Below are 18,847 nucleotides of genomic sequence, written 5' to 3' on the forward strand. Positions count from 1 at the left end.
CGTTAAAACGCGGGATTCGCTGGCTGACAGAAAAATGTGAGGGGGACGTGGGGGAAAGTGACCATGACCGCCAGGAGAGAGCATCAGCAATATCGCGGGGAAAGTGAAATATAAAAAATAATCTCATAATGGCGCTATGGATAATTTCATTCGTTCTCCATTTCGATAGGGCTGAGATGTTAAATTTGGTTGCTATTTATTTATGCTGATTGTTGGATAATTCTTAAATGATAACGAGTATTGAATCATAACGTTGGTAAAATATAAGCGAGGCGACGTAGGTAGATGAATACAGGAAAAACAATTGCATAGGACTCTATTAACCTCTCGCTTCTGAGTGGTATCTCGTTACTCAATAAAATTGTCTGGCCTGTTAAGGTTTTATTTATATATCTCATTGATATATATGGATTTAAGTGCTATGGGTTAAGCAGGGGTTAATCTCATAAAATACTCGAAAGCGCGATACGGTGATTAGTGTATCGGTAGAGGTGATATTACGCGAAATATTAAATTGCGGTGAATTACAAAGGTCATGCCACTCATTTTGGTCTACGCTTAATAATCTTTGTGATAAAAAATGAGAGGTATTTAAATGGCTGACTTAAACAATGAAAAAAAGACCATCAATAAAACTCATTCTGCGCGTTTTCCGGCACCGCCTTTTCCACAGCAGAAGCAACCCTTCCCAGGGCTGGCCGGAAAAATGCAACCGCGTCCCGATCATGGAGAGGAGAGCTATCAGGGAAGCGGTCGATTGAATGGGCGCAAGGTATTAATTACCGGGGGGGATTCAGGGATTGGCCGTGCTGTTGCCATCGCTTATGCCCGTGAAGGCGCTGATGTTGCGATCAACTATTTACCTGATGAAGAAGACGATGCGCGTGAAGTGGTCGACTTGATAAAAAAAGCAGGCAGAAATGTCGTGGCTATCCCCGGAGATATTCGAGATGAAACTTTTTGCGGCCAACTGGTTAAACAGGCGGTAATAGGGCTGGGTGGGTTGGATATCCTCGTCAATAATGCGGGTCGTCAGCAATTTTGCGAGTCTATTGAGGCGCTCACCACAGAAGATTTCGATGCCACATTCAAGACTAATGTCTACGCTATGTTTTGGATCACCAAAGCGGCTATCCCCCATCTTTCACGAGACAGCGTGATAATTAATACCTCCTCGGTACAGGCTTATGAGCCTAGTGAAATCCTGCTTGACTATGCTCAGACCAAAGCGGCGATCGTGGCATTTACTAAATCGCTGGCGAAACAGCTGGCACCGAAAGGGATACGGGTTAATGCCGTAGCGCCAGGCCCATACTGGACTGTACTGCAATGCTGTGGCGGTCAGCCACAGGAAAAAGTGGAGAAGTTTGGGGCAAATGCACCGCTGGGTCGTCCGGGTCAACCAGTGGAAATTGCGCCGCTTTATGTCACTTTGGCCGCTGAAGAGAACAGTTATACATCCGGCCAGGTTTGGTGCTCTGATGGGGGGACAGGGACCCTCTGACGTTTATGCTCCGTGAGTCGAAAAGTCAGAGGGGAAAGTGACTTTAATGGACGAGTGCTGACAATAAAGCGTCAAACCCTCCAATATAACGTTGGCAGAGGCGCGCTAAATCTGGTGTTTCTTAAGCAACGCGCGTAGCTGATGGTAAGTCAGACCCAGTAACTCAGCGGCTTTTTTCTGATTAAATTTCGCCTGCTGCAAGCTGGTTTGTAGAAAGTCTTTCTCTTGTTGCTGCTGGAATTCACGCAGATCCAGCGGTAATGCTACAGATGTCTGCTTTGGTGGTGCTGCCTGTGGCTGCGCAACGTGGCGGCGGAAGGGGTCAATGATGATCTCATCCAGCGGGTAATCGCTGGTACCGTGCCGGTAAACGGAGCGCTCCACGACGTTTTTCAGTTCACGAATATTACCCGGCCAACGGTAATGGAGGAGGGTTTCTCTGGCCTCGGCGCTGAATCCCGGAAAAAGCGGTAACCCGATCTCGCGGCACATCTGAATGGCAAAGTGTTCGGCCATTAACATGATGTCGCTTTGACGCTCGCGTAGTGGGGGAAGTTGCACCACGTCAAAGGCCAGACGATCCAGCAGGTCCGCGCGGAAAGTGCCTTCGCTGACCATACGTGGCAGGTCGGCATTGGTCGCGCAGACCAGACGCACGTTAACCTGCAAGGGCTGGCTGCCGCCGACGCGTTCCAGCTCGCCATACTCAATTACGCGCAGCAGTTTTTCCTGTACCAACATTGGCGCGGTCGCCAGTTCATCAAGAAACAGCGTGCCGCCGTCGGCGCGTTCGAAACGTCCAGGATGGCGTTTTTGTGCACCGGTAAACGCACCGGCTTCGTGACCAAACAGTTCGGAATCAAGTAAGTTCTCGTTGAGGGCCGCGCAGTTAAGCGAAATAAATGGGCCCTGCCAACGGCTGGAGAGGTAGTGCAGGCGGTTGGCAATAAGCTCTTTCCCCGTACCTCGCTCACCGATAACCAGTACAGGTTTATCCAGCGGCGCCAGATGAGAAACCTGTTCCAGCACTTCAATAAAGCTGTTCGCTTCGCCCAGAATATTGTCTTTGTATCCTGCCATGATGAAATTCACCACTTGTTAGTGTTATTCACCAATTTACCCTAATTCTCCCGTCAGGTAAAATTGGATATTTACATTAAAATCAATTAGTTAAAAAGTTGGCACGCCAAGTGCATTACGAAAACAGCAGGGCATAGCCCGATATCAGAACAGTAAGTGAGGATTACATTATGGGTATTTTTTCTCGTTTTGCCGACATCGTGAACGCCAACATTAATGCGTTGCTGGAAAAAGCTGAAGATCCGCAGAAACTGGTGCGGTTAATGATCCAGGAAATGGAAGACACGCTGGTTGAGGTGCGCTCAAACTCCGCACGCGCTCTGGCAGAAAAGAAACAATTATCTCGCCGTATCGAACTGGCCAGCGCACAACAGGCAGAGTGGCAAGAAAAAGCCGAGCTGGCGCTGCGTAAAGAGAAAGAAGATTTGGCGCGTTCTGCCTTAATCGAAAAACAGAAACTGACTGATCTGATTGCTTCTCTGGAGCATGAGGTGACGCTGGTTGACGATACGCTGGCGCGAATGAAAAAAGAGATCGGTGAGCTGGAAAATAAACTCAGTGAAACCCGTGCTCGTCAGCAGGCATTGATGCTGCGCCATCAGGCTGCGAGCTCTTCGCGTGATGTTCGTCGTCAACTGGACAGCGGTAAGCTGGATGAAGCGATGGCACGCTTTGAATCTTTCGAGCGTCGTATCGATCAGATGGAAGCTGAGGCCGAAAGCCATAACTTCGGTAAACAGCAGTCTCTGGATCAGCAATTTGCTGACCTGAAAGCAGATGATGAAATCAGCGAGCAGCTGGCGCAACTTAAAGCCAAAATGCAGCAAGATAAGCAATAATAACATCTGGCGGCGCCCGAACGCGCCGCCGCTCATCACCTGTAAGGAGTACTCATGAGCGCGCTATTTCTGGCTATCCCATTAACCATCTTTGTGTTGTTCGTTTTACCGATTTGGCTCTGGCTGCATTACAGCAACCGTTCCAGTCGTGGCGAACTGGCGCAAAGTGAACAACAACGTCTGGTAGAACTCAACGATGACGCACAGCGGATGCGCGAGCGCATTCAGGCGCTGGAAGACATCCTTGATGCTGAACATCCAAACTGGAGGGACCGCTAATGGGAGGCGTTAATCTGAACAAAAAACTGTGGCGTATTCCGCAACAGGGCATGGTGAAGGGGGTTTGCGCAGGTATTGCGCATTACCTCGATGTGCCTGTGAAGCTGGTACGGATCCTGGTGGTGTTGTCCGTCTTTTTTGGTCTGGCCTTTTTCACCTTCGTCGCTTACATCGTGCTGACGTTTGTGTTGGACCCGATGCCGGACAATGTGGTTTCCGGTGAGCAGCAGCCATCAAGCGGCGAGCTGTTGGATGCCGTCGATCGCGAGCTGGCGGCAAGTGAAAAGCGTTTGCGTGAAATGGAGCGTTATGTCACGTCTGATACCTTTTCATTGCGCAGCCGTTTCCGCCAATTGTGAGGATAGAAATGAACAATCGCTGGCAACGTGCCGGGCAAAGGGTTAAGCCGGGCTTTAAAATAGCAGGTAAGCTGGTGCTTTTAACTGCGCTTCGTTACGGCCCGGCGGGGGTAGCAGGGTGGGCGGTGAAGTCCGTCGCTCGACGCCCGCTTAAAATGCTGCTGGCGTTGGTCCTGGAGCCGGTTTTGAGTCGGGCAGCGGCAAAATTATCGAAACGCTATTCAGGTAATCAACCCTGATATCCGAATCAGCAAAAGCAAGCAACAATTAATCAACATTCCCTCTGTTAATTTGCGGCAGCTCACAAATACGATTTTTTGGCTGCCAAAATTCTTTTATTATCCCCCTCCTGGCCACCTCAGCCGATTGACAGCTTATTTCCCGCAGAGTAGTCTCTTGACTCATGGGACCGCTACCACGAGAATTGAAGGTGAACCAAAAAATCCAAAAATGCCTGGCAGAAGTTTATGGTGATACGTTTACTTCATGCCACTATGAAGCGCTGATTGCACGTTTAGAGAAATCACAGGGATTAATTAAAAAAATCCGTAAAGCGCATTGGGACGAGGGCGATGTAGTTCTTATTACCTACGCCGATCAATTCCACGGGGCAGGCAAAAAACCACTGCCGATGTTTAATCAATTTTATAATGAATGGCTTAAGTCGACATTTTCTCATGTGCATCTGTTGCCGTTTTATCCGTGGTCATCGGATGATGGTTTTTCCGTAATTAATTACCATCAGGTTGCCGAAGAAACCGGTGACTGGAATGATATTAAGCAATTGGGTAAATCCAGTCGACTGATGTTTGATTTTGTTTGTAACCATATGTCAGCGAAAAGCGAATGGTTTAATAACTATTTGCAACAGCTTGACGGTTATGAAGATTTCTTTATTGCGATGGATCCTGATACGGACCTGAGCAACGTAACGCGTCCACGCGCATTACCGTTACTGACGCCTTTTACGCTGAAAGATAACACCGTACGCTATTTATGGACGACGTTCAGCGACGACCAGATCGATCTCAACTATGCCAACCCGATAGTGTTACTGGCGATGGTCGATGTGCTATTGAGTTATCTTGAGCAGGGCGCTGATTATGTCCGTCTGGATGCGGTTGGCTTTATGTGGAAAGAGCCAGGAACGACCTGTATTCACCTGGAAAAAACGCATCAGCTGATCAAACTATTTCGCGCTATTGCTGACTGTGCGGCGCCTGGTACGGCGATTATTACTGAAACAAACGTTCCGCATAAGGATAATGTGTCCTACTACGGAAATGGCCGTGATGAAGCGCATATGGTGTACCAGTTCTCGTTACCGCCGCTGGTGCTGCATGCGGTACAACGCCAGGATACCTCAACCTTGTGCCAGTGGGCGCAATCACTGGAACTGCCGTCCAGTGAGACCACCTGGTTTAATTTCCTCGCATCGCATGACGGCATTGGTCTCAACCCATTACGTGGTTTGTTACCTGAAGACGAGATCGTGCGCCTGGTGACGGAATTACAACAGGAAGGCGCGCTGGTTAACTGGAAAAATAACCCTGATGGTAGTCGCAGTCCGTATGAAATTAACGTCACATATATGGACGCACTAACGCCAGGCAATTGTAGTGATGCCGAACGTTTTTCCCGCTTTATTCTCGCACATGCCATTTTGCTGAGTTTTCCGGGTGTACCTGCGGTTTACATTCAAAGCATTCTTGGGTCACGCAATGATTATAAAGGTGTCGAGGCGCTAGGTTATAACCGTGCGATCAACCGCAAAAAATATCAAATAAGCCAAATCGAAACGGAGCTAGCAGATGAAACCAGTTTGCGCCACGCTATTTATCATGAATTATCCCGATTAATTGTAATACGTCGTAGTAATAAAGCATTTCACCCTGATAGTGATTTTCAGATTAGCAGTGTTACACCAGCTGTAATGCAAATTAAACGTACGGCGGAAACAGGCGAAAAAATTACCGGATTATTTAATGTCAGCGGTCATACGCAAACCATTAGTATTGATGTTGAAAATGGATTTGATTTGATTAGCGGTAAAACTATTTCAGGTAAAGAATTAACGTTGAACGCCTGGCAGGTCATGTGGGTTAAGTAATAAAAAGGAACATTTCATGCTTAAAACTAAAATTGTGCTGATTTCAGCACTGGTTTCCTGCGCCCTGGTTTCCGGGTGTAAGGATGATAAAACGTCCTCTGTTGCGATTGAATTTATGCACTCTTCTGTTGAACAGGAGCGGCAGGCGGTTATTGCAAAACTGATTGAGCGTTTTGAAAAAGAGAATCCAGGCATCAGTGTTAAACAGGTTCCTGTAGAAGAAGATGCGTACAACACCAAGGTCATTACCCTGGCGCGGAGTGGTTCACTGCCTGAAGTCATTGAAACCAGCCATGACTACGCGAAAGTTATGGATAAAGAATCACTTATCGATCGTAAAGCCGTAGCGCAGGTCATCAACGCCGTAGGTGAAGGTACTTTTTATGATGGCGTGCTGCGTATTGTGCGTACTGAAGACGGTACTGCCTGGACCGGGGTTCCGGTTAGCGCCTGGATTGGCGGGATCTGGTATCGCAAAGATGTGCTGGCAAAAGCTGGGCTGGAAGAGCCAAAAGACTGGCAACAACTGCTGAGCGTGGCGCAGAAGCTAAACAATCCTGGTAGTAAGAAATATGGTATTGCGCTGCCCACGGCGGAAAGCGTTTTGACCGAACAGTCATTTTCCCAGTTCGCGCTCTCAAACCAGGCCAACGTTTTTGATGCGCAAGGAAAGATAACGCTCAACACACCTGAAATGGCGCAGGCGCTGCAGTATTACCGCCAATTGGCAATGAACACCATGCCGGGCTCAAACGACATCATGGAAGTCAAAGACGCGTTCATGAACGGCACGGCGCCGATGGCGATTTATTCCACCTATATCCTCCCGGCGGTGATTAAAGAGGGCGATCCTAAAAATGTGGGCTTTATGGTGCCGACGGAAAAAAACTCTGCTGTTTACGGCATGCTGACGTCGTTAACCATTACCGCGGGTCAAAAGTCTGAAGAGACAGAAGCGGCAGAGAAATTTGTCACCTTTATGGAGCAGGCTGACAACATCGCGGACTGGGTCATGATGTCGCCAGGGGCGGCGCTGCCGGTCAACAAAGCGGTGGTGAATACCCCGACGTGGAAAGATAACACTGTCATCAAAGCGCTGGGTGAATTACCCGATCAGCTGATTGCCGAACTGCCGAATATCCAGGTGTTTGGTGCCGTCGGCGATAAGAACTTCACCCGCATGGGCGACGTCACAGGCTCCGGTGTTGTGAGCTCAATGGTGCACAACGTGACGGTAGGCAAAGCCGACCTCGTCACCACGATTGAAGCGAGCCAGAAAAAACTGGATGACCTCGTTGAACAGCGCTAATGGGGAAATGGAAAGCCGTGATGAATAAGTTCTTTTCAGGTCGATCTGATATGCCATTCGCCATGCTGCTGCTGGCGCCCAGCTTGCTGTTGCTGGGCGGTTTAGTGGCGTGGCCGATGATATCAAACATCGAAATCAGCTTTATGCGACTGCCGCTGAATCCGCAAATTGAGTCTACGTTTGTCGGGCTGAGCAACTATATCCGTATCTTATCCGATCCCGGATTCTGGCATTCGCTGTGGATGACGGTCTGGTATACCGCGCTGGTTGTGGCAGGAAGCACGGTACTGGGGCTGGGCGTAGCGATGTTTTTTAACCGTGAGTTTCGTCTGCGGAAAACGGCGCGCTCACTGGTCATCCTCTCTTACGTGACGCCATCAATTTCGCTGGTGTTTGCCTGGAAATACATGTTCAACAACGGCTACGGCATTGTGAACTACCTCGGCGTGGATCTGTTGCATCTCTACGATCAGGCGCCGCTGTGGTTCGACAATCCCGGCAGTAGCTTCGCGCTGGTCGTGCTGTTCGCCATCTGGCGCTACTTCCCGTATGCCTTTATCTCGTTTCTGGCGATTTTACAGACGATTGATAAATCGTTGTATGAGGCGGCAGAAATGGACGGCGCGAACGCCTGGCAACGGTTTCGTATCGTCACGCTGCCAGCGATTATGCCGGTGCTGGCAACCGTGGTCACGCTGCGCACGATCTGGATGTTTTACATGTTCGCCGATGTTTATCTGCTGACCACTAAAGTCGATATTCTCGGGGTCTATCTCTATAAAACAGCATTTGCATTTAACGACTTAGGCAAAGCGGCCGCTATTTCTGTCGTCCTCTTCGTCATTATTTTCGCTGTTATCCTGCTGACCAGAAAACGGGTGAACCTCAATGGCAACAAATAAGCGCACACTTGGCCGCATCGGCTTTTACTGTGGATTAATTGTCTTCCTGGGCATCACGCTATTCCCATTTTTTGTGATGCTGATGACCTCATTTAAAAGCGCCAAAGAGGCGATCTCGCTGCATCCGACGCTGTTACCGCAGCAATGGACGCTGGAACATTACATCGACATCTTCAACCCGATGATTTTCCCGTTTGTTGACTACTTCCGTAATAGCCTGGTGGTATCGGTCACTTCTTCGGTGGTGGCGGTATTTCTCGGCGTACTCGGAGCGTATGCGCTTTCCCGCCTGCGTTTTAAGGGGCGAATGACTATCAATGCCAGCTTTTACACGGTGTACATGTTTTCGGGGATCCTGCTGGTGGTGCCGCTATTCAAAATCATTACGGCACTTGGCATCTATGACACCGAAATGGCGTTGATTATCACCATGGTCACCCAGACGCTGCCGACCGCGGTGTTCATGCTGAAAAGCTACTTCGACACCATTCCGGATGAAATAGAAGAAGCCGCGATGATGGATGGATTGAACCGTCTGCAGATCATCTTTCGCATTACCGTGCCGTTGGCGATGTCCGGTCTGGTTTCGGTCTTTGTGTACTGCTTTATGGTGGCGTGGAATGACTATCTGTTTGCCTCGATTTTCCTCTCCAGCGCCAGCAATTTTACCTTACCGGTCGGTCTGAACGCGCTGTTCAGTACGCCTGACTATATCTGGGGACGCATGATGGCGGCATCGTTAGTCACCGCATTGCCGGTCGTCATTATGTATGCGCTTTCCGAACGTTTTATTAAAAGTGGTTTGACCGCAGGCGGCGTGAAAGGCTAAGCGGCCAGTTTAATTAAGGAGTTGTAAATGAAGAAGTTAGTTGCCACAGAACCGCGTGTTGCGGCGCTGGTGGAATATGAAGACAGAGCTGTATCCGCCAATGAAGTGAAAGTTCGCGTTCGCTTTGGTGCGCCAAAACATGGCACGGAAGTGGTCGATTTTCGCGCTGCCAGTCCGTTTATTGACGAAGATTTTAACGGCGAATGGCAAATGTTCATGCCGCGTCCGGAAGGGGCGCCGCGCGGGATTGAATTCGGCAAGTTCCAGCTTGGCAACATGGTGGTGGGCGATGTTATTGAGTGTGGCAGCGATGTGACCGAATACGCCGTTGGCGATTCAGTTTGCGGCTACGGCCCACTGGCAGAAACGGTTTTTTTTAATGCGGTAAACAACTACAAACTGCGCAAAATGCCGGAAGGTAGTTCGTGGAAAAATGCCGTGTGCTATGACCCGGCACAGTTCGCCATGAGTGGCGTGCGCGACGCCAATGTGCGTGTCGGCGATTTTGTTGTCATCGTCGGCTTAGGGGCGATTGGCCAGATTGCCGTCCAACTGGCTAAGAAAGCGGGAGCCTCGGTGGTCATTGGCGTGGATCCGATTACCCATCGTTGCGATATCGCGCGTCGTCATGGCGCGGATTTCTGTCTGAATCCTATTGGCACCGATGTCGGCATGGAAATTAAGAAGCTGACCGGCAAGCAGGGCGCGGATGTGATTATCGAAACCAGCGGCTATGCGGATGCGTTGCAATCGGCGTTACGCGGTCTGGCCTATGGTGGAACCATCTCCTATGTCGCTTTCGCGAAACCTTTTGCTGAAGGCTTCAACCTGGGGCGTGAAGCGCACTTCAACAACGCCAAAATTGTCTTCTCCCGTGCCTGCAGTGAGCCAAATCCAGATTATCCGCGCTGGAGCCGCAAGCGTATTGAGGAGACCTGTTGGGAACTGTTGATGAACGGTTACCTGAACTGTGAAGAACTTATTGACCCGGTAGTGACATTTGCCAGCAGCCCGGAAAGCTATATGCAGTATGTCGATCGCCATCCGGAAAAGAGCATCAAAATGGGCGTGACGTTTTAATTAAGGAATGCAGAAGATGAAAATTGGAACACAGAACCAGGCTTTTTTTCCGGAAAATATTCTCGAGAAATTCCGTTACATCAAAGAGATGGGGTTTGACGGTTTTGAAATTGACGGCAAGCTGCTGGTTAACAACCTGGCAGAAGTGAAAGCGGCAATCAAAGAAACAGGCCTGCCCGTCACCACCGCCTGTGGAGGATATGACGGTTGGATCGGTGATTTTATCGAAGAGCGTCGTTTGAATGGCTTACAGCAGATTACCCGCATTCTCGAAGCGCTGGCCGAAGTCGGTGGGCAGGGCATTATTGTACCCGCTGCATGGGGCATGTTTACCTTCCGCTTACCGCCGATGACCTCTCCGCGCAGCCTGGCGGGTGATCGTAAAGCAGTAAGTGATTCATTGATTTATCTCGATAAAGTTGCCGAGCGTACGGGGACGGTGGTGTATCTGGAACCGCTCAATCGCTATCAGGATCATATGATCAACACCCTGGCGGATGCCCGTCGCTATATCGTGGAAAACAACCTGAAGCATGTGCAAATCATTGGTGATTTTTACCATATGAATATCGAAGAAGACGATATGGCTCAGGCGCTGCATGACAATCGCGATCTGCTGGGACACGTCCATATTGCGGATAACCATCGTTATCAGCCGGGGAGCGGTACGCTGGATTTCACTGCGCTGTTTGATCAGTTGCGTGAAGATAATTATCAGGGTTACGTCGTGTACGAAGGGCGTGTACGGGCAGAGAACCTGCCGGAAGCGTACCGTCAGTCACTGGCCTGGCTGCGTACCTGCTAAGAGGATTTCTGTGAAAAGTGCACTGACAAGCTCTCCGCTACGCATCGCCATTATCGGCGCCGGGCAGGTGGCGGATAAAGTTCATGCTTCGTACTACTGCACCCGCAACGATCTGGAACTGGTGGCTGTCTGTGACAGCCGCCTGTCACAGGCGCAGGCGTTGGCAGAGAAATACGGCAATCCGCAGGTTTGGGACGATCCTCAGACGATGCTACGCGAGGCTAAGCCAGATATCGTCAGCATCTGTTCACCCAATCGTTTTCATTATGAACACACCATGTTGGCGCTGAACGCCGGATGCCATGTGATGTGTGAGAAACCTCCGGCGATGACGCCAGCCGAGGCGCTGGAAATGTGTAACACGGCGCGTCGAATGGGGAAAGTTCTGGCTTATGATTTTCATCATCGTTTCGCACTGGATACGCAGCTGCTTCGTGAGCAGGTGATGGCCGGCGTGCTGGGTGAAATCTATGTCACTAATGTCCGCGCTTTGCGCCGCTGCGGCGTGCCCGGCTGGGGGGTATTTACCAACAAAGAACTGCAGGGCGGCGGGCCGCTGATTGATCTCGGCATCCATATGCTTGATGCCGCCATGTATGTGCTGGGGTTTCCGGCAGTAAAGCGTGTTAACGCACACAGTTATCAACGCATTGGCACGCGTAAAAACAGCGGCCAGTTTGGGAAATGGGATCCCGAGACGTATACCGTGGAGGATTCTCTGTTCGGGACGATTGAATTTCATAACGGCGGTATCCTGCGACTGGAAACCTCTTTCGCGCTGAATATCCCGGAACAATCGATTATGAACGTAAATTTCTGCGGCGATCTGGCAGGGGCGACGTTATTCCCAGCCCAGGTTTATACCGATCGTGAGGGTACGCTTGACGTACTGCTTCAGCGCGAAATGGCCGATGACAATCGTCATTATCGCAGCATGGAAGCTTTTGTGAATCATGTCCAGGGCGAGCCTGTCACTATTGCTGACGCAGAGCAAGGCGTCGTTATTCAACAACTGGTTGCCGCACTGTATCAATCGGCTGAAACAGGGACCTACGTAGACTTATGACGAGGCCAGTAATGCTAACTGAACCGGCTTTTTGCCCACACAACCTGAATAAATATGCGTCACTCATGACGACCGGTAACGGTTATATGGGGATTCGCGCCAGCCACGAGGAAGCCTACACCTTACAAACTCGCGGCATGTACCTTGCTGGACTGTATCACCGGGCAGGGAAAGGCGAGATTAATGAACTGGTTAATCTGCCTGATGTGGTGGGGGTGGAGATTTCACTCAATGGTGAGATTTTCTCGCTCACCAGCGGCGTTATCGAAAGCTGGCAACGTGAACTGGATTTTGCCAGTGGGGAATTACGCCGTGCGCTTACCTGGCGTGCGTCTGGCGGGGCGCGTTTTGCCATTGAGAGCCGGCGATTTGTCTCGGCACAAAAACTGCCGCTGTTTGCTATGGAAGTTGTCGTCACGCCACTGGATGGCGATGCCAGCATTGGTATCTCGACCGGAATTGACGCCACGATGACCAATCATGGTCGTCAGCATTTGGATGAAACGCAGGTCCGGGTCTTTGGCCAGCATCTTATGCAAGGGATTTACACCACCCAGGACAACCGCAATGATATCGCTATCACCACGTATTGCGATGTAGACGGTGCAGCGCAGCGCTGCTTCACCGCGAAAGAACGTCGGCTGTTACAACACAACAGCGTGCAGGCGAAAGCCGGACAGCGCGTCACGCTGACAAAAATTAGCTGGGTAGACTGGGCGAGCGAACGCAGCCTGTCGCTTGAGACCTGGGGACGCCAGTCGCTGCGCAACCTGGAAGTATGCGCGCAGCAAGGCTATGACGTTCTGCTTGCTGAGTCGGCTGCTAACTGGCATGCCTGGTGGCAAAATCGTCGCGTTCAGGTCACCAGCACTGATGCCAGCGATCAGCGAGCGCTGGACTATGCGCTCTATCATCTGCGTGTGATGACTCCTGACCACGATGAGCGCAGCAGTATTGCGGCCAAAGGTTTGACGGGGGAAGGGTATAAAGGCCACATATTCTGGGATACCGAGGTCTTTCTGTTACCGTTTCATCTCTTTACCGAGCCGAAAACCGCGAGAAGTTTGTTGCGTTACCGCTGGCATAATCTGTCGGGGGCGCGTGAGAAAGCCCGCCGTAACGGTTGGCAGGGAGCGCTTTTCCCGTGGGAAAGCGCTCGCAGCGGTGATGAGGAAACGCCTGAATTTGCGGCGATCAACATCCGTACCGGACTGCGTCAGAAAGTGGCCTCCGCGCAGGCTGAACATCACCTCGTGGCGGATATTGCCTGGGCGGTAATCAATTACTGGCATGCCTCAGGGGATCTAAACTTCATGTCCCGTGAGGGAATGACGTTGCTGCTGGAAACGGCGAAGTTCTGGATCAGCAGGGCGGTCATGGTTAATGATCGTTTAGAGATCCACGATGTGATTGGCCCGGATGAATACACTGAGCATGTGAACAACAACGCGTTCACCAACTACATGGCCTGGTACAACGTGGAACAGGCGCTGGGTTTTGCCCGTCGGTTGGGCTGCGGTGATGAGACGTTTATTCACCGCGCAGAGTATTTTTTACAGCATCTCTGGCGACCGCAAGTTCAGCCCGATGGCGTGCTACCTCAGGACGATACCTTCCTGAGCAAACCGACTATCGATCTGTCACAGTACAAAGCCAAAGCGGGCAAGCAGACGATTTTGCTCGATTACTCCCGTGCAGAAGTCAATGAGATGCAAATTCTCAAACAGGCCGATGTGGTGATGCTGACCTACATGTTACCGGAGCAATTTTGCCCGCAAACCTGTCTGGCAAACCTGCGCTTTTACGAGCCACGCACAATTCATGACTCCTCGTTGAGTAAAGCGATCCACGGGATTGTGGCAGCGCGTTGCGGTGATCCGGCACAGGGCTATCGGTTTTGGCGTGAAGGATCGCTTATCGATCTCGGGGAGGACCCACATAGCTGCGATGACGGCATTCATGCAGCGGCAACGGGCGCCATCTGGCTGGGTGCAATCCAGGGTTTTGCCGGCGTGAATATTCGCCACGGGGAGTTACACCTTGCTCCTGCCTTACCAACTCATTGGCAAACGCTGTCTTTCCCGCTGCGCTGGCAGGGCATCGATATGCAGGTAATCATTAATGCGGCTGAAATCCGTATTAACAGCACTGAACAGATTGTCCTTTGGGTCAATGGTGAAAAGGTCTCCGTGCAGGGGGATACCGTAATCCGCAATGACGCCATTATTTCGCCCACTTATGGGACCGCTACCACAGAAAGGGGCGATGAATGATACTCAAACCACAGGCCATCATTTTTGATTTGGATGGCGTGATTACCGATACCGCGCATCTGCATTTTCTGGCCTGGCGGCAGGTAGCCGATGAAATAGGGATTGTGATCGACGAAGCATTTAATGACAGCCTGAAAGGGATTAGTCGCGGCGAATCACTACAGCGTATTTTGCACCATGGTGGGAAGGCGGGGGCGTTTTCTCCCGAGGCCTGCGCACAATTGGCAGAGAGAAAAAACAGACTGTATGTCCATTCTTTGCGCCAGCTGACGGTTAACTCGGTATTACCGGGAATACGTGAGCTGTTGATGACGTTGCGGGAAGAACGGATTCCGGTGGGGTTGGCCTCTGTGTCGCGCAATGCCCCGGCTATTTTACAAGCGCTTAATCTTAGCTCTTGCTTTGATTTTTGTGCGGATGCGGCATTGCTCACCCGCTCGAAACCGGATCCGGAAATTTTCCTGGCAGCCTGCGCGGGTCTTGGCGTTGACCCGCAACAATGTATTGGCATAGAAGACGCACAAGCGGGAATTGATGCAATCAACGCCTGCGGCATGCTTTCTGTCGGCATCGGTAAAGGGCTGAATGGGGCAGACTTGCTGCTTCCGGCAACCGAATTTCTGACGTGGCCGTGCTTATCGGCTTTCTGGCAACACGACAAGTAAAGGATTCAACATGGCACAGCTTTCGTTGCAACACATTCAAAAAATTTACGACAACCAGGTACACGTCGTTAAAGACTTCAATCTGGAAATTGAAGATAAAGAGTTTATTGTTTTTGTTGGACCTTCCGGCTGCGGGAAGTCAACTACGTTGCGCATGATCGCCGGTCTGGAGGAGATCAGCGGCGGCGATCTGCTGATTGACGGTAAACGGATGAACGATGTGCCGGCGAAATCACGCAACATTGCGATGGTTTTTCAGAACTACGCGTTATACCCACACATGACCGTCTATGACAACATGGCGTTTGGTCTGAAAATGCAGAAAATAGCGCCTGCTGTGATTGAGGAGCGCGTAAACTGGGCGGCGCAGATCCTTGGTCTGCGCGATTATCTGCAGCGTAAACCCGGCGCGTTATCCGGTGGTCAGCGTCAGCGTGTGGCGCTGGGGCGTGCGATTGTACGTGAAGCGGGGGTCTTCCTGATGGATGAACCCTTATCGAATCTCGATGCCAAACTTCGCGTTCAGATGCGGGCTGAAATTAGCAAACTGCATCAGAAACTCAATACCACCATGATCTATGTTACCCACGATCAAACCGAAGCCATGACTATGGCGACGCGTATTGTGATTATGAAAGATGGCATCGTTCAGCAGGTTGGTGCGCCGAAAACGGTTTATAACCACCCGGCTAATATGTTTGTCGCCGGATTTATTGGTTCACCGGCCATGAACTTTATTCGTGGCGCGATTGATGGTGATAAGTTTGTTACTGAAACACTGAAATTAACGATTCCACAAAATAAATTAGCACAATTAAAAGCGCAGGGTTATGAACATCAGGCGGTCACTCTGGGAATTCGTCCTGAAGATATACACCCGCAGCTTAATAATGAAAATAGTATATCGGCAAAAATTAGCGTTGCAGAATTAACCGGCGCTGAATTTATGCTTTATACCATTGTTGGGGGGCATGAGTTGGTGGTCCGTGCTGGGGCAGTGAATGATTATCATGCAGGAGAAAATATCACTATTCATTTTGATATGGCGAAATGCCATTTCTTTGATGCTGAAACTGAAGTGGCTATTCAATAAAATTCCGGGGGGATAAATCCCCCCCAAGCCTTGGGGCATTTTTGCGAGTATTTTAACAAGGAATAATAATGAAAACCCTACTGTCCGCTACTGCGCTGATTATGAGCGCAGGAATGGCCTGCGCGCAGGCTGCTGAAAATAATGACTGGCACTTTAATATTGGTGCTATGTACGAAATAGAAAACGTTGAAGGTCAGGGCGAGGATATGGATGGACTGGCTGAGCCGTCCGTCTATTTCAACGCCTCTAATGGGCCGTGGAAAATATCGCTGGCCTATTATCAGGAAGGACCGGTTGATTACAGCGAAGGTAAGCGTGGTACCTGGTTTGATCGTCCGGAACTGGAAATTCGCTATCAATTTCTGGAAAGTGAGGATGTTAATTTCGGTTTGACCGGTGGCTTCCGTAATTACGGTTATCACTATGTCAATGAACCAGGAAACGACACCGCCAATATGCAGCGCTGGAAAGTTCAGCCGGATTGGGATGTTAAACTGACCGACGACCTGCGCTTTAGCGGTTGGCTGTCGATGTATCAATTCGTTAATGATTTGAATACTACTGGCTACTCCGATAGTCGTGTCGAAAGCGAGACCGGTCTGAATTACAGGTTTAACGAAACGGTAGGCTTAACGGTCAACTATTACCTTGAACGCGGCTTTAATCTGGCTGATTCGCGCAATAATGGTGAGTTCTCAACCCAGGAAATTCGTGCATATTTACCGTTGTCTTTAGGCAATACCACCCTGACGCCGTATACCCGTCTGGGGCTTGATCGCTGGTCAAACTGGGACTGGCGAGATGATCCGGAACGTGAAGGCCATAATTTCAATCGTCTCGGTTTACTGTATGCATATGATTTCCAGAATGGTTTATCAATGTCACTGGAGTATGCCTATGAGTGGGAAGATCACGACGAAGGCGAAAGCGACAGATTCCATTATGCTGGTATAGGCGTGAACTACGCCTTCTAAAATATACTGGGGCATTTATGCCCCAGTTTTTACACCAGTGAGTCGGACAGCGATATTTGTGTGCTCACCGTGATATTTTGTAATCCTTTCTCGCCCGCAATCAGGTTAAATAATAAATTACAGCTTTGTTCACCCAACTGCTGGGTAGGCACATCAATTCCCCCAGGAACGGGCGTGAGCATAAAAGACAACAGCTCATTACTGTAGCCCACAACGGCAAGTTGTTGCGGGATGGTTATATTTTTCTCAGCCGCCACGCGATATAAGCTCATTAATTTCAAGCTGTCGGTGGCAAATACGGCATCGGGTAACGGCTGCTGACTCAGTAATTTTCGTGAAGCAAGCAGGGCTGTTTCATGGGTATAGCCCCCGTCAACAATCCATTCATCGCGCATTTTAATATTATGCTCCTGAAGGCTGGCTTTATATCCGTTAACGCGATCGATAGAAACATGAACATCAAGCGGCGCGTGCAAACAGGCTATATTACGGTGCCCACTCTCAATCAGCGCATCAGTTAGCGTAATGCTGTCGCGATAATTATCTGTGTCTACAGAATAGACATTGGCGTAGTCGCCTTCAACCTTTCCAATAACCACGACCGGTACGTTGTATTTATCCAGCCTTGCAAAAAAAGATTCATCGGCGGGAGAACTCAGCATAATGATACCTTTGATCAATTTCTGCTTAATTTTGCTCTCACATTTTTGTAAATCATCTTCAGTGCTTCGCGAAGTCTGTAATATGACATCAAAACCGACCTCTTCAGCCTTGGCAGTAATAGCATGCAGCACTTCAGAGAAAAACGGATTACCGGCGGTTGTTTTTGCTGAACGGGTAGATATCACCATTATTGCATCAAACCCGGAAGAGGTGAGTGCGCGAGCAAGTTTATTGGGCTGGTACTGTAACTCATCAATAGCACGCAGCACTTTTTCAAGCGCTTCCGGCGAGATATTGGTTTGCTTATTAAGCACGCGCGACACCGTGGATTTTGATACGCCAGCGGCTCGTGCAATATCATAAATGGTAGGAGACATAGATCCCAAGCTCCGTCCGAGAGTCAATGGCGAACATATTATGGAGTTAATTGGCGAATGACAACAATATCGAAATGCGGGCAGAAAAATCAAAAAACTAACCGCAGTATGCGCAACCAGAGGAAGAGTCGTCCACGGGTGCAGAGGGTGATAATGCGATCGCAATATTTTCTTAAGAACTGGCGTATAGTGTGTTGGTTAAATCCAACTATCAGTCAGGAAGATATTATGTTGAAAAAAGGCGTATTAGCGTTGGCACTGGTCATCGGCATGCCGGTTTTTGCAGCCGAGCACTGGATTGATGTTCGCGTTCCTGAACAGTACCAACAGCAGCATATTCAGGGGGCGGTCAACATTCCATTAAAAGAGATGAAGGTGCGTATCGCTGCTGAAGTTCCTGATAAGACCGACACCGTGAAGCTGTACTGCAACTCCGGGCGTCAATCGGGGCAGGCGAAGGATATGTTGACGGAAATGGGCTACACGCAGGTGACCAACGAAGGTGGCATCAATCAGATAGCGCTTCCTAAAGTAGAGAATCAATAAACCGCCCGCATTCCTTCTGCTCCAGGCGGTAAGAATAATGCCGCCTGTTACAGCTCAGGTAGTTGATAAGTAAGAATTGACCCCTATCTTTACT

Annotated in this window: 19 protein-coding genes; 17 read left to right on the forward strand and 2 right to left on the reverse strand. The window is 49.9% G+C overall.

Annotated features, from left to right (window positions below; genetic code table 11):
- Positions 1–595: 595 nt before the first annotated feature.
- Positions 596–1,504, forward strand: a complete 909-nt coding sequence (locus HVZ52_RS10490; RefSeq protein WP_049041200.1) for an SDR family oxidoreductase — start codon at positions 596–598, stop codon at positions 1,502–1,504.
- 105 nt (positions 1,505–1,609) lie between these two features.
- On the opposite strand, the gene pspF is transcribed toward HVZ52_RS10490, so the two are convergent.
- A complete protein-coding gene (gene pspF, locus HVZ52_RS10495; protein WP_029139556.1) occupies positions 1,610–2,599 on the reverse strand; it encodes a phage shock protein operon transcriptional activator in 990 nt (329 codons plus the stop codon).
- A 155-nt stretch (positions 2,600–2,754) separates the two neighbouring features.
- Between pspF and pspA the strand changes: the two genes are divergently transcribed.
- The 15 genes from pspA to HVZ52_RS10570 all read left to right on the forward strand — a co-directional run bounded on the left by pspA (position 2,755) and on the right by HVZ52_RS10570 (position 17,167).
- A complete protein-coding gene (gene pspA, locus HVZ52_RS10500) occupies positions 2,755–3,423 on the forward strand; it encodes a phage shock protein PspA (RefSeq protein WP_016153228.1) in 669 nt (222 codons plus the stop codon).
- 54 nt (positions 3,424–3,477) lie between these two features.
- Positions 3,478–3,702: an envelope stress response membrane protein PspB gene (pspB, locus tag HVZ52_RS10505; RefSeq protein WP_016153227.1), complete on the forward strand. Its 225-nt coding sequence runs from the start codon at positions 3,478–3,480 to the stop codon at positions 3,700–3,702.
- On the forward strand, positions 3,702–4,061 hold the full coding sequence (gene pspC, locus HVZ52_RS10510) for an envelope stress response membrane protein PspC (protein ID WP_003020497.1): 360 nt from the start codon (positions 3,702–3,704) through the stop codon (positions 4,059–4,061). The genes pspB and pspC overlap by 1 nt, the downstream gene beginning before the upstream one ends.
- A gap of 8 nt (positions 4,062–4,069) precedes the next feature.
- On the forward strand, positions 4,070–4,300 hold the full coding sequence (gene pspD, locus HVZ52_RS10515) for a phage shock protein PspD (RefSeq protein WP_003833267.1): 231 nt from the start codon (positions 4,070–4,072) through the stop codon (positions 4,298–4,300).
- A 164-nt stretch (positions 4,301–4,464) separates the two neighbouring features.
- Entirely contained in the window at positions 4,465–6,171 is a 1,707-nt protein-coding gene (locus HVZ52_RS10520) for a sugar phosphorylase (protein WP_016156637.1), read from the forward strand.
- A 16-nt stretch (positions 6,172–6,187) separates the two neighbouring features.
- Entirely contained in the window at positions 6,188–7,480 is a 1,293-nt protein-coding gene (locus HVZ52_RS10525; RefSeq protein ID WP_019076863.1) for an ABC transporter substrate-binding protein, read from the forward strand.
- A 20-nt stretch (positions 7,481–7,500) separates the two neighbouring features.
- Entirely contained in the window at positions 7,501–8,382 is an 882-nt protein-coding gene (locus HVZ52_RS10530) for a sugar ABC transporter permease (protein ID WP_003840754.1), read from the forward strand.
- Positions 8,369–9,211, forward strand: a complete 843-nt coding sequence (locus HVZ52_RS10535; RefSeq protein ID WP_003020474.1) for a carbohydrate ABC transporter permease — start codon at positions 8,369–8,371, stop codon at positions 9,209–9,211. Before HVZ52_RS10530 ends, HVZ52_RS10535 begins: the two co-directional genes overlap by 14 nt.
- A gap of 27 nt (positions 9,212–9,238) precedes the next feature.
- Complete coding sequence (locus HVZ52_RS10540; protein ID WP_103928249.1) at positions 9,239–10,291, forward strand: zinc-binding alcohol dehydrogenase; 1,053 nt, start codon at positions 9,239–9,241, stop codon at positions 10,289–10,291.
- Between the two features lie 16 nt (positions 10,292–10,307).
- Positions 10,308–11,096 (forward strand): TIM barrel protein, encoded by a 789-nt coding sequence (locus HVZ52_RS10545; protein WP_016156634.1) that lies wholly within the window; start codon positions 10,308–10,310, stop codon positions 11,094–11,096.
- A 10-nt stretch (positions 11,097–11,106) separates the two neighbouring features.
- Positions 11,107–12,162, forward strand: coding sequence for a Gfo/Idh/MocA family oxidoreductase (locus tag HVZ52_RS10550; protein ID WP_016156633.1), 1,056 nt, complete (start codon positions 11,107–11,109; stop codon positions 12,160–12,162).
- Entirely contained in the window at positions 12,159–14,435 is a 2,277-nt protein-coding gene (locus tag HVZ52_RS10555; RefSeq protein ID WP_181599211.1) for a glycoside hydrolase family 65 protein, read from the forward strand. Before HVZ52_RS10550 ends, HVZ52_RS10555 begins: the two co-directional genes overlap by 4 nt.
- Entirely contained in the window at positions 14,432–15,100 is a 669-nt protein-coding gene (gene pgmB, locus HVZ52_RS10560; RefSeq protein ID WP_046274543.1) for a beta-phosphoglucomutase, read from the forward strand. Before HVZ52_RS10555 ends, pgmB begins: the two co-directional genes overlap by 4 nt.
- A 10-nt stretch (positions 15,101–15,110) precedes the next feature.
- On the forward strand, positions 15,111–16,193 hold the full coding sequence (locus HVZ52_RS10565; protein WP_016153219.1) for an ABC transporter ATP-binding protein: 1,083 nt from the start codon (positions 15,111–15,113) through the stop codon (positions 16,191–16,193).
- Positions 16,194–16,261: 68 nt separating this feature from the next.
- Entirely contained in the window at positions 16,262–17,167 is a 906-nt protein-coding gene (locus HVZ52_RS10570; RefSeq protein WP_016156630.1) for an OmpG family monomeric porin, read from the forward strand.
- A 29-nt stretch (positions 17,168–17,196) separates the two neighbouring features.
- Here the strand turns inward: HVZ52_RS10570 and HVZ52_RS10575 are convergent, their stop codons facing one another.
- Positions 17,197–18,207 carry a LacI family DNA-binding transcriptional regulator gene (locus HVZ52_RS10575; protein WP_181599289.1) on the reverse strand — a complete coding sequence of 337 codons (1,011 nt, stop codon included), beginning with the start codon at positions 18,205–18,207 and terminating at the stop codon, positions 17,197–17,199.
- A gap of 228 nt (positions 18,208–18,435) precedes the next feature.
- Here HVZ52_RS10575 and pspE point away from each other — a divergent pair, with 228 nt between their 5' ends.
- Complete coding sequence (gene pspE, locus HVZ52_RS10580; RefSeq protein WP_019076861.1) at positions 18,436–18,753, forward strand: thiosulfate sulfurtransferase PspE; 318 nt, start codon at positions 18,436–18,438, stop codon at positions 18,751–18,753.
- Positions 18,754–18,847: the final 94 nt, after the last annotated feature.

Origin of the sequence: Citrobacter sp. RHB36-C18, assembly GCF_013814485.1 — a bacterium.
In the GTDB taxonomy this organism is placed as follows: Bacteria; Pseudomonadota; Gammaproteobacteria; order Enterobacterales; family Enterobacteriaceae; genus Citrobacter; species Citrobacter braakii.

Bases quoted from the DNA above. Each gene is read 5' to 3' on its own strand.
- pspE (WP_019076861.1), top strand. From the start codon at position 18,436: ATGTTGAAAAAAGGCGTATTAGCGTTGGCACTGGTCATCGGCATGCCG.
- HVZ52_RS10520 (WP_016156637.1), top strand. From the start codon at position 4,465: ATGGGACCGCTACCACGAGAATTGAAGGTGAACCAAAAAATCCAAAAA.
- HVZ52_RS10535 (WP_003020474.1), top strand. From the start codon at position 8,369: ATGGCAACAAATAAGCGCACACTTGGCCGCATCGGCTTTTACTGTGGA.
- HVZ52_RS10575 (WP_181599289.1), bottom strand. From the start codon at position 18,207: ATGTCTCCTACCATTTATGATATTGCACGAGCCGCTGGCGTATCAAAA.
- pspC (WP_003020497.1), top strand. From the start codon at position 3,702: ATGGGAGGCGTTAATCTGAACAAAAAACTGTGGCGTATTCCGCAACAG.
- HVZ52_RS10530 (WP_003840754.1), top strand. From the start codon at position 7,501: ATGAATAAGTTCTTTTCAGGTCGATCTGATATGCCATTCGCCATGCTG.
- HVZ52_RS10555 (WP_181599211.1), top strand. From the start codon at position 12,159: ATGACGAGGCCAGTAATGCTAACTGAACCGGCTTTTTGCCCACACAAC.
- HVZ52_RS10570 (WP_016156630.1), top strand. From the start codon at position 16,262: ATGAAAACCCTACTGTCCGCTACTGCGCTGATTATGAGCGCAGGAATG.
- pspD (WP_003833267.1), top strand. From the start codon at position 4,070: ATGAACAATCGCTGGCAACGTGCCGGGCAAAGGGTTAAGCCGGGCTTT.
- HVZ52_RS10545 (WP_016156634.1), top strand. From the start codon at position 10,308: ATGAAAATTGGAACACAGAACCAGGCTTTTTTTCCGGAAAATATTCTC.
- HVZ52_RS10525 (WP_019076863.1), top strand. From the start codon at position 6,188: ATGCTTAAAACTAAAATTGTGCTGATTTCAGCACTGGTTTCCTGCGCC.
- HVZ52_RS10565 (WP_016153219.1), top strand. From the start codon at position 15,111: ATGGCACAGCTTTCGTTGCAACACATTCAAAAAATTTACGACAACCAG.
- pspA (WP_016153228.1), top strand. From the start codon at position 2,755: ATGGGTATTTTTTCTCGTTTTGCCGACATCGTGAACGCCAACATTAAT.
- HVZ52_RS10540 (WP_103928249.1), top strand. From the start codon at position 9,239: ATGAAGAAGTTAGTTGCCACAGAACCGCGTGTTGCGGCGCTGGTGGAA.
- pspB (WP_016153227.1), top strand. From the start codon at position 3,478: ATGAGCGCGCTATTTCTGGCTATCCCATTAACCATCTTTGTGTTGTTC.
- HVZ52_RS10490 (WP_049041200.1), top strand. From the start codon at position 596: ATGGCTGACTTAAACAATGAAAAAAAGACCATCAATAAAACTCATTCT.
- pgmB (WP_046274543.1), top strand. From the start codon at position 14,432: ATGATACTCAAACCACAGGCCATCATTTTTGATTTGGATGGCGTGATT.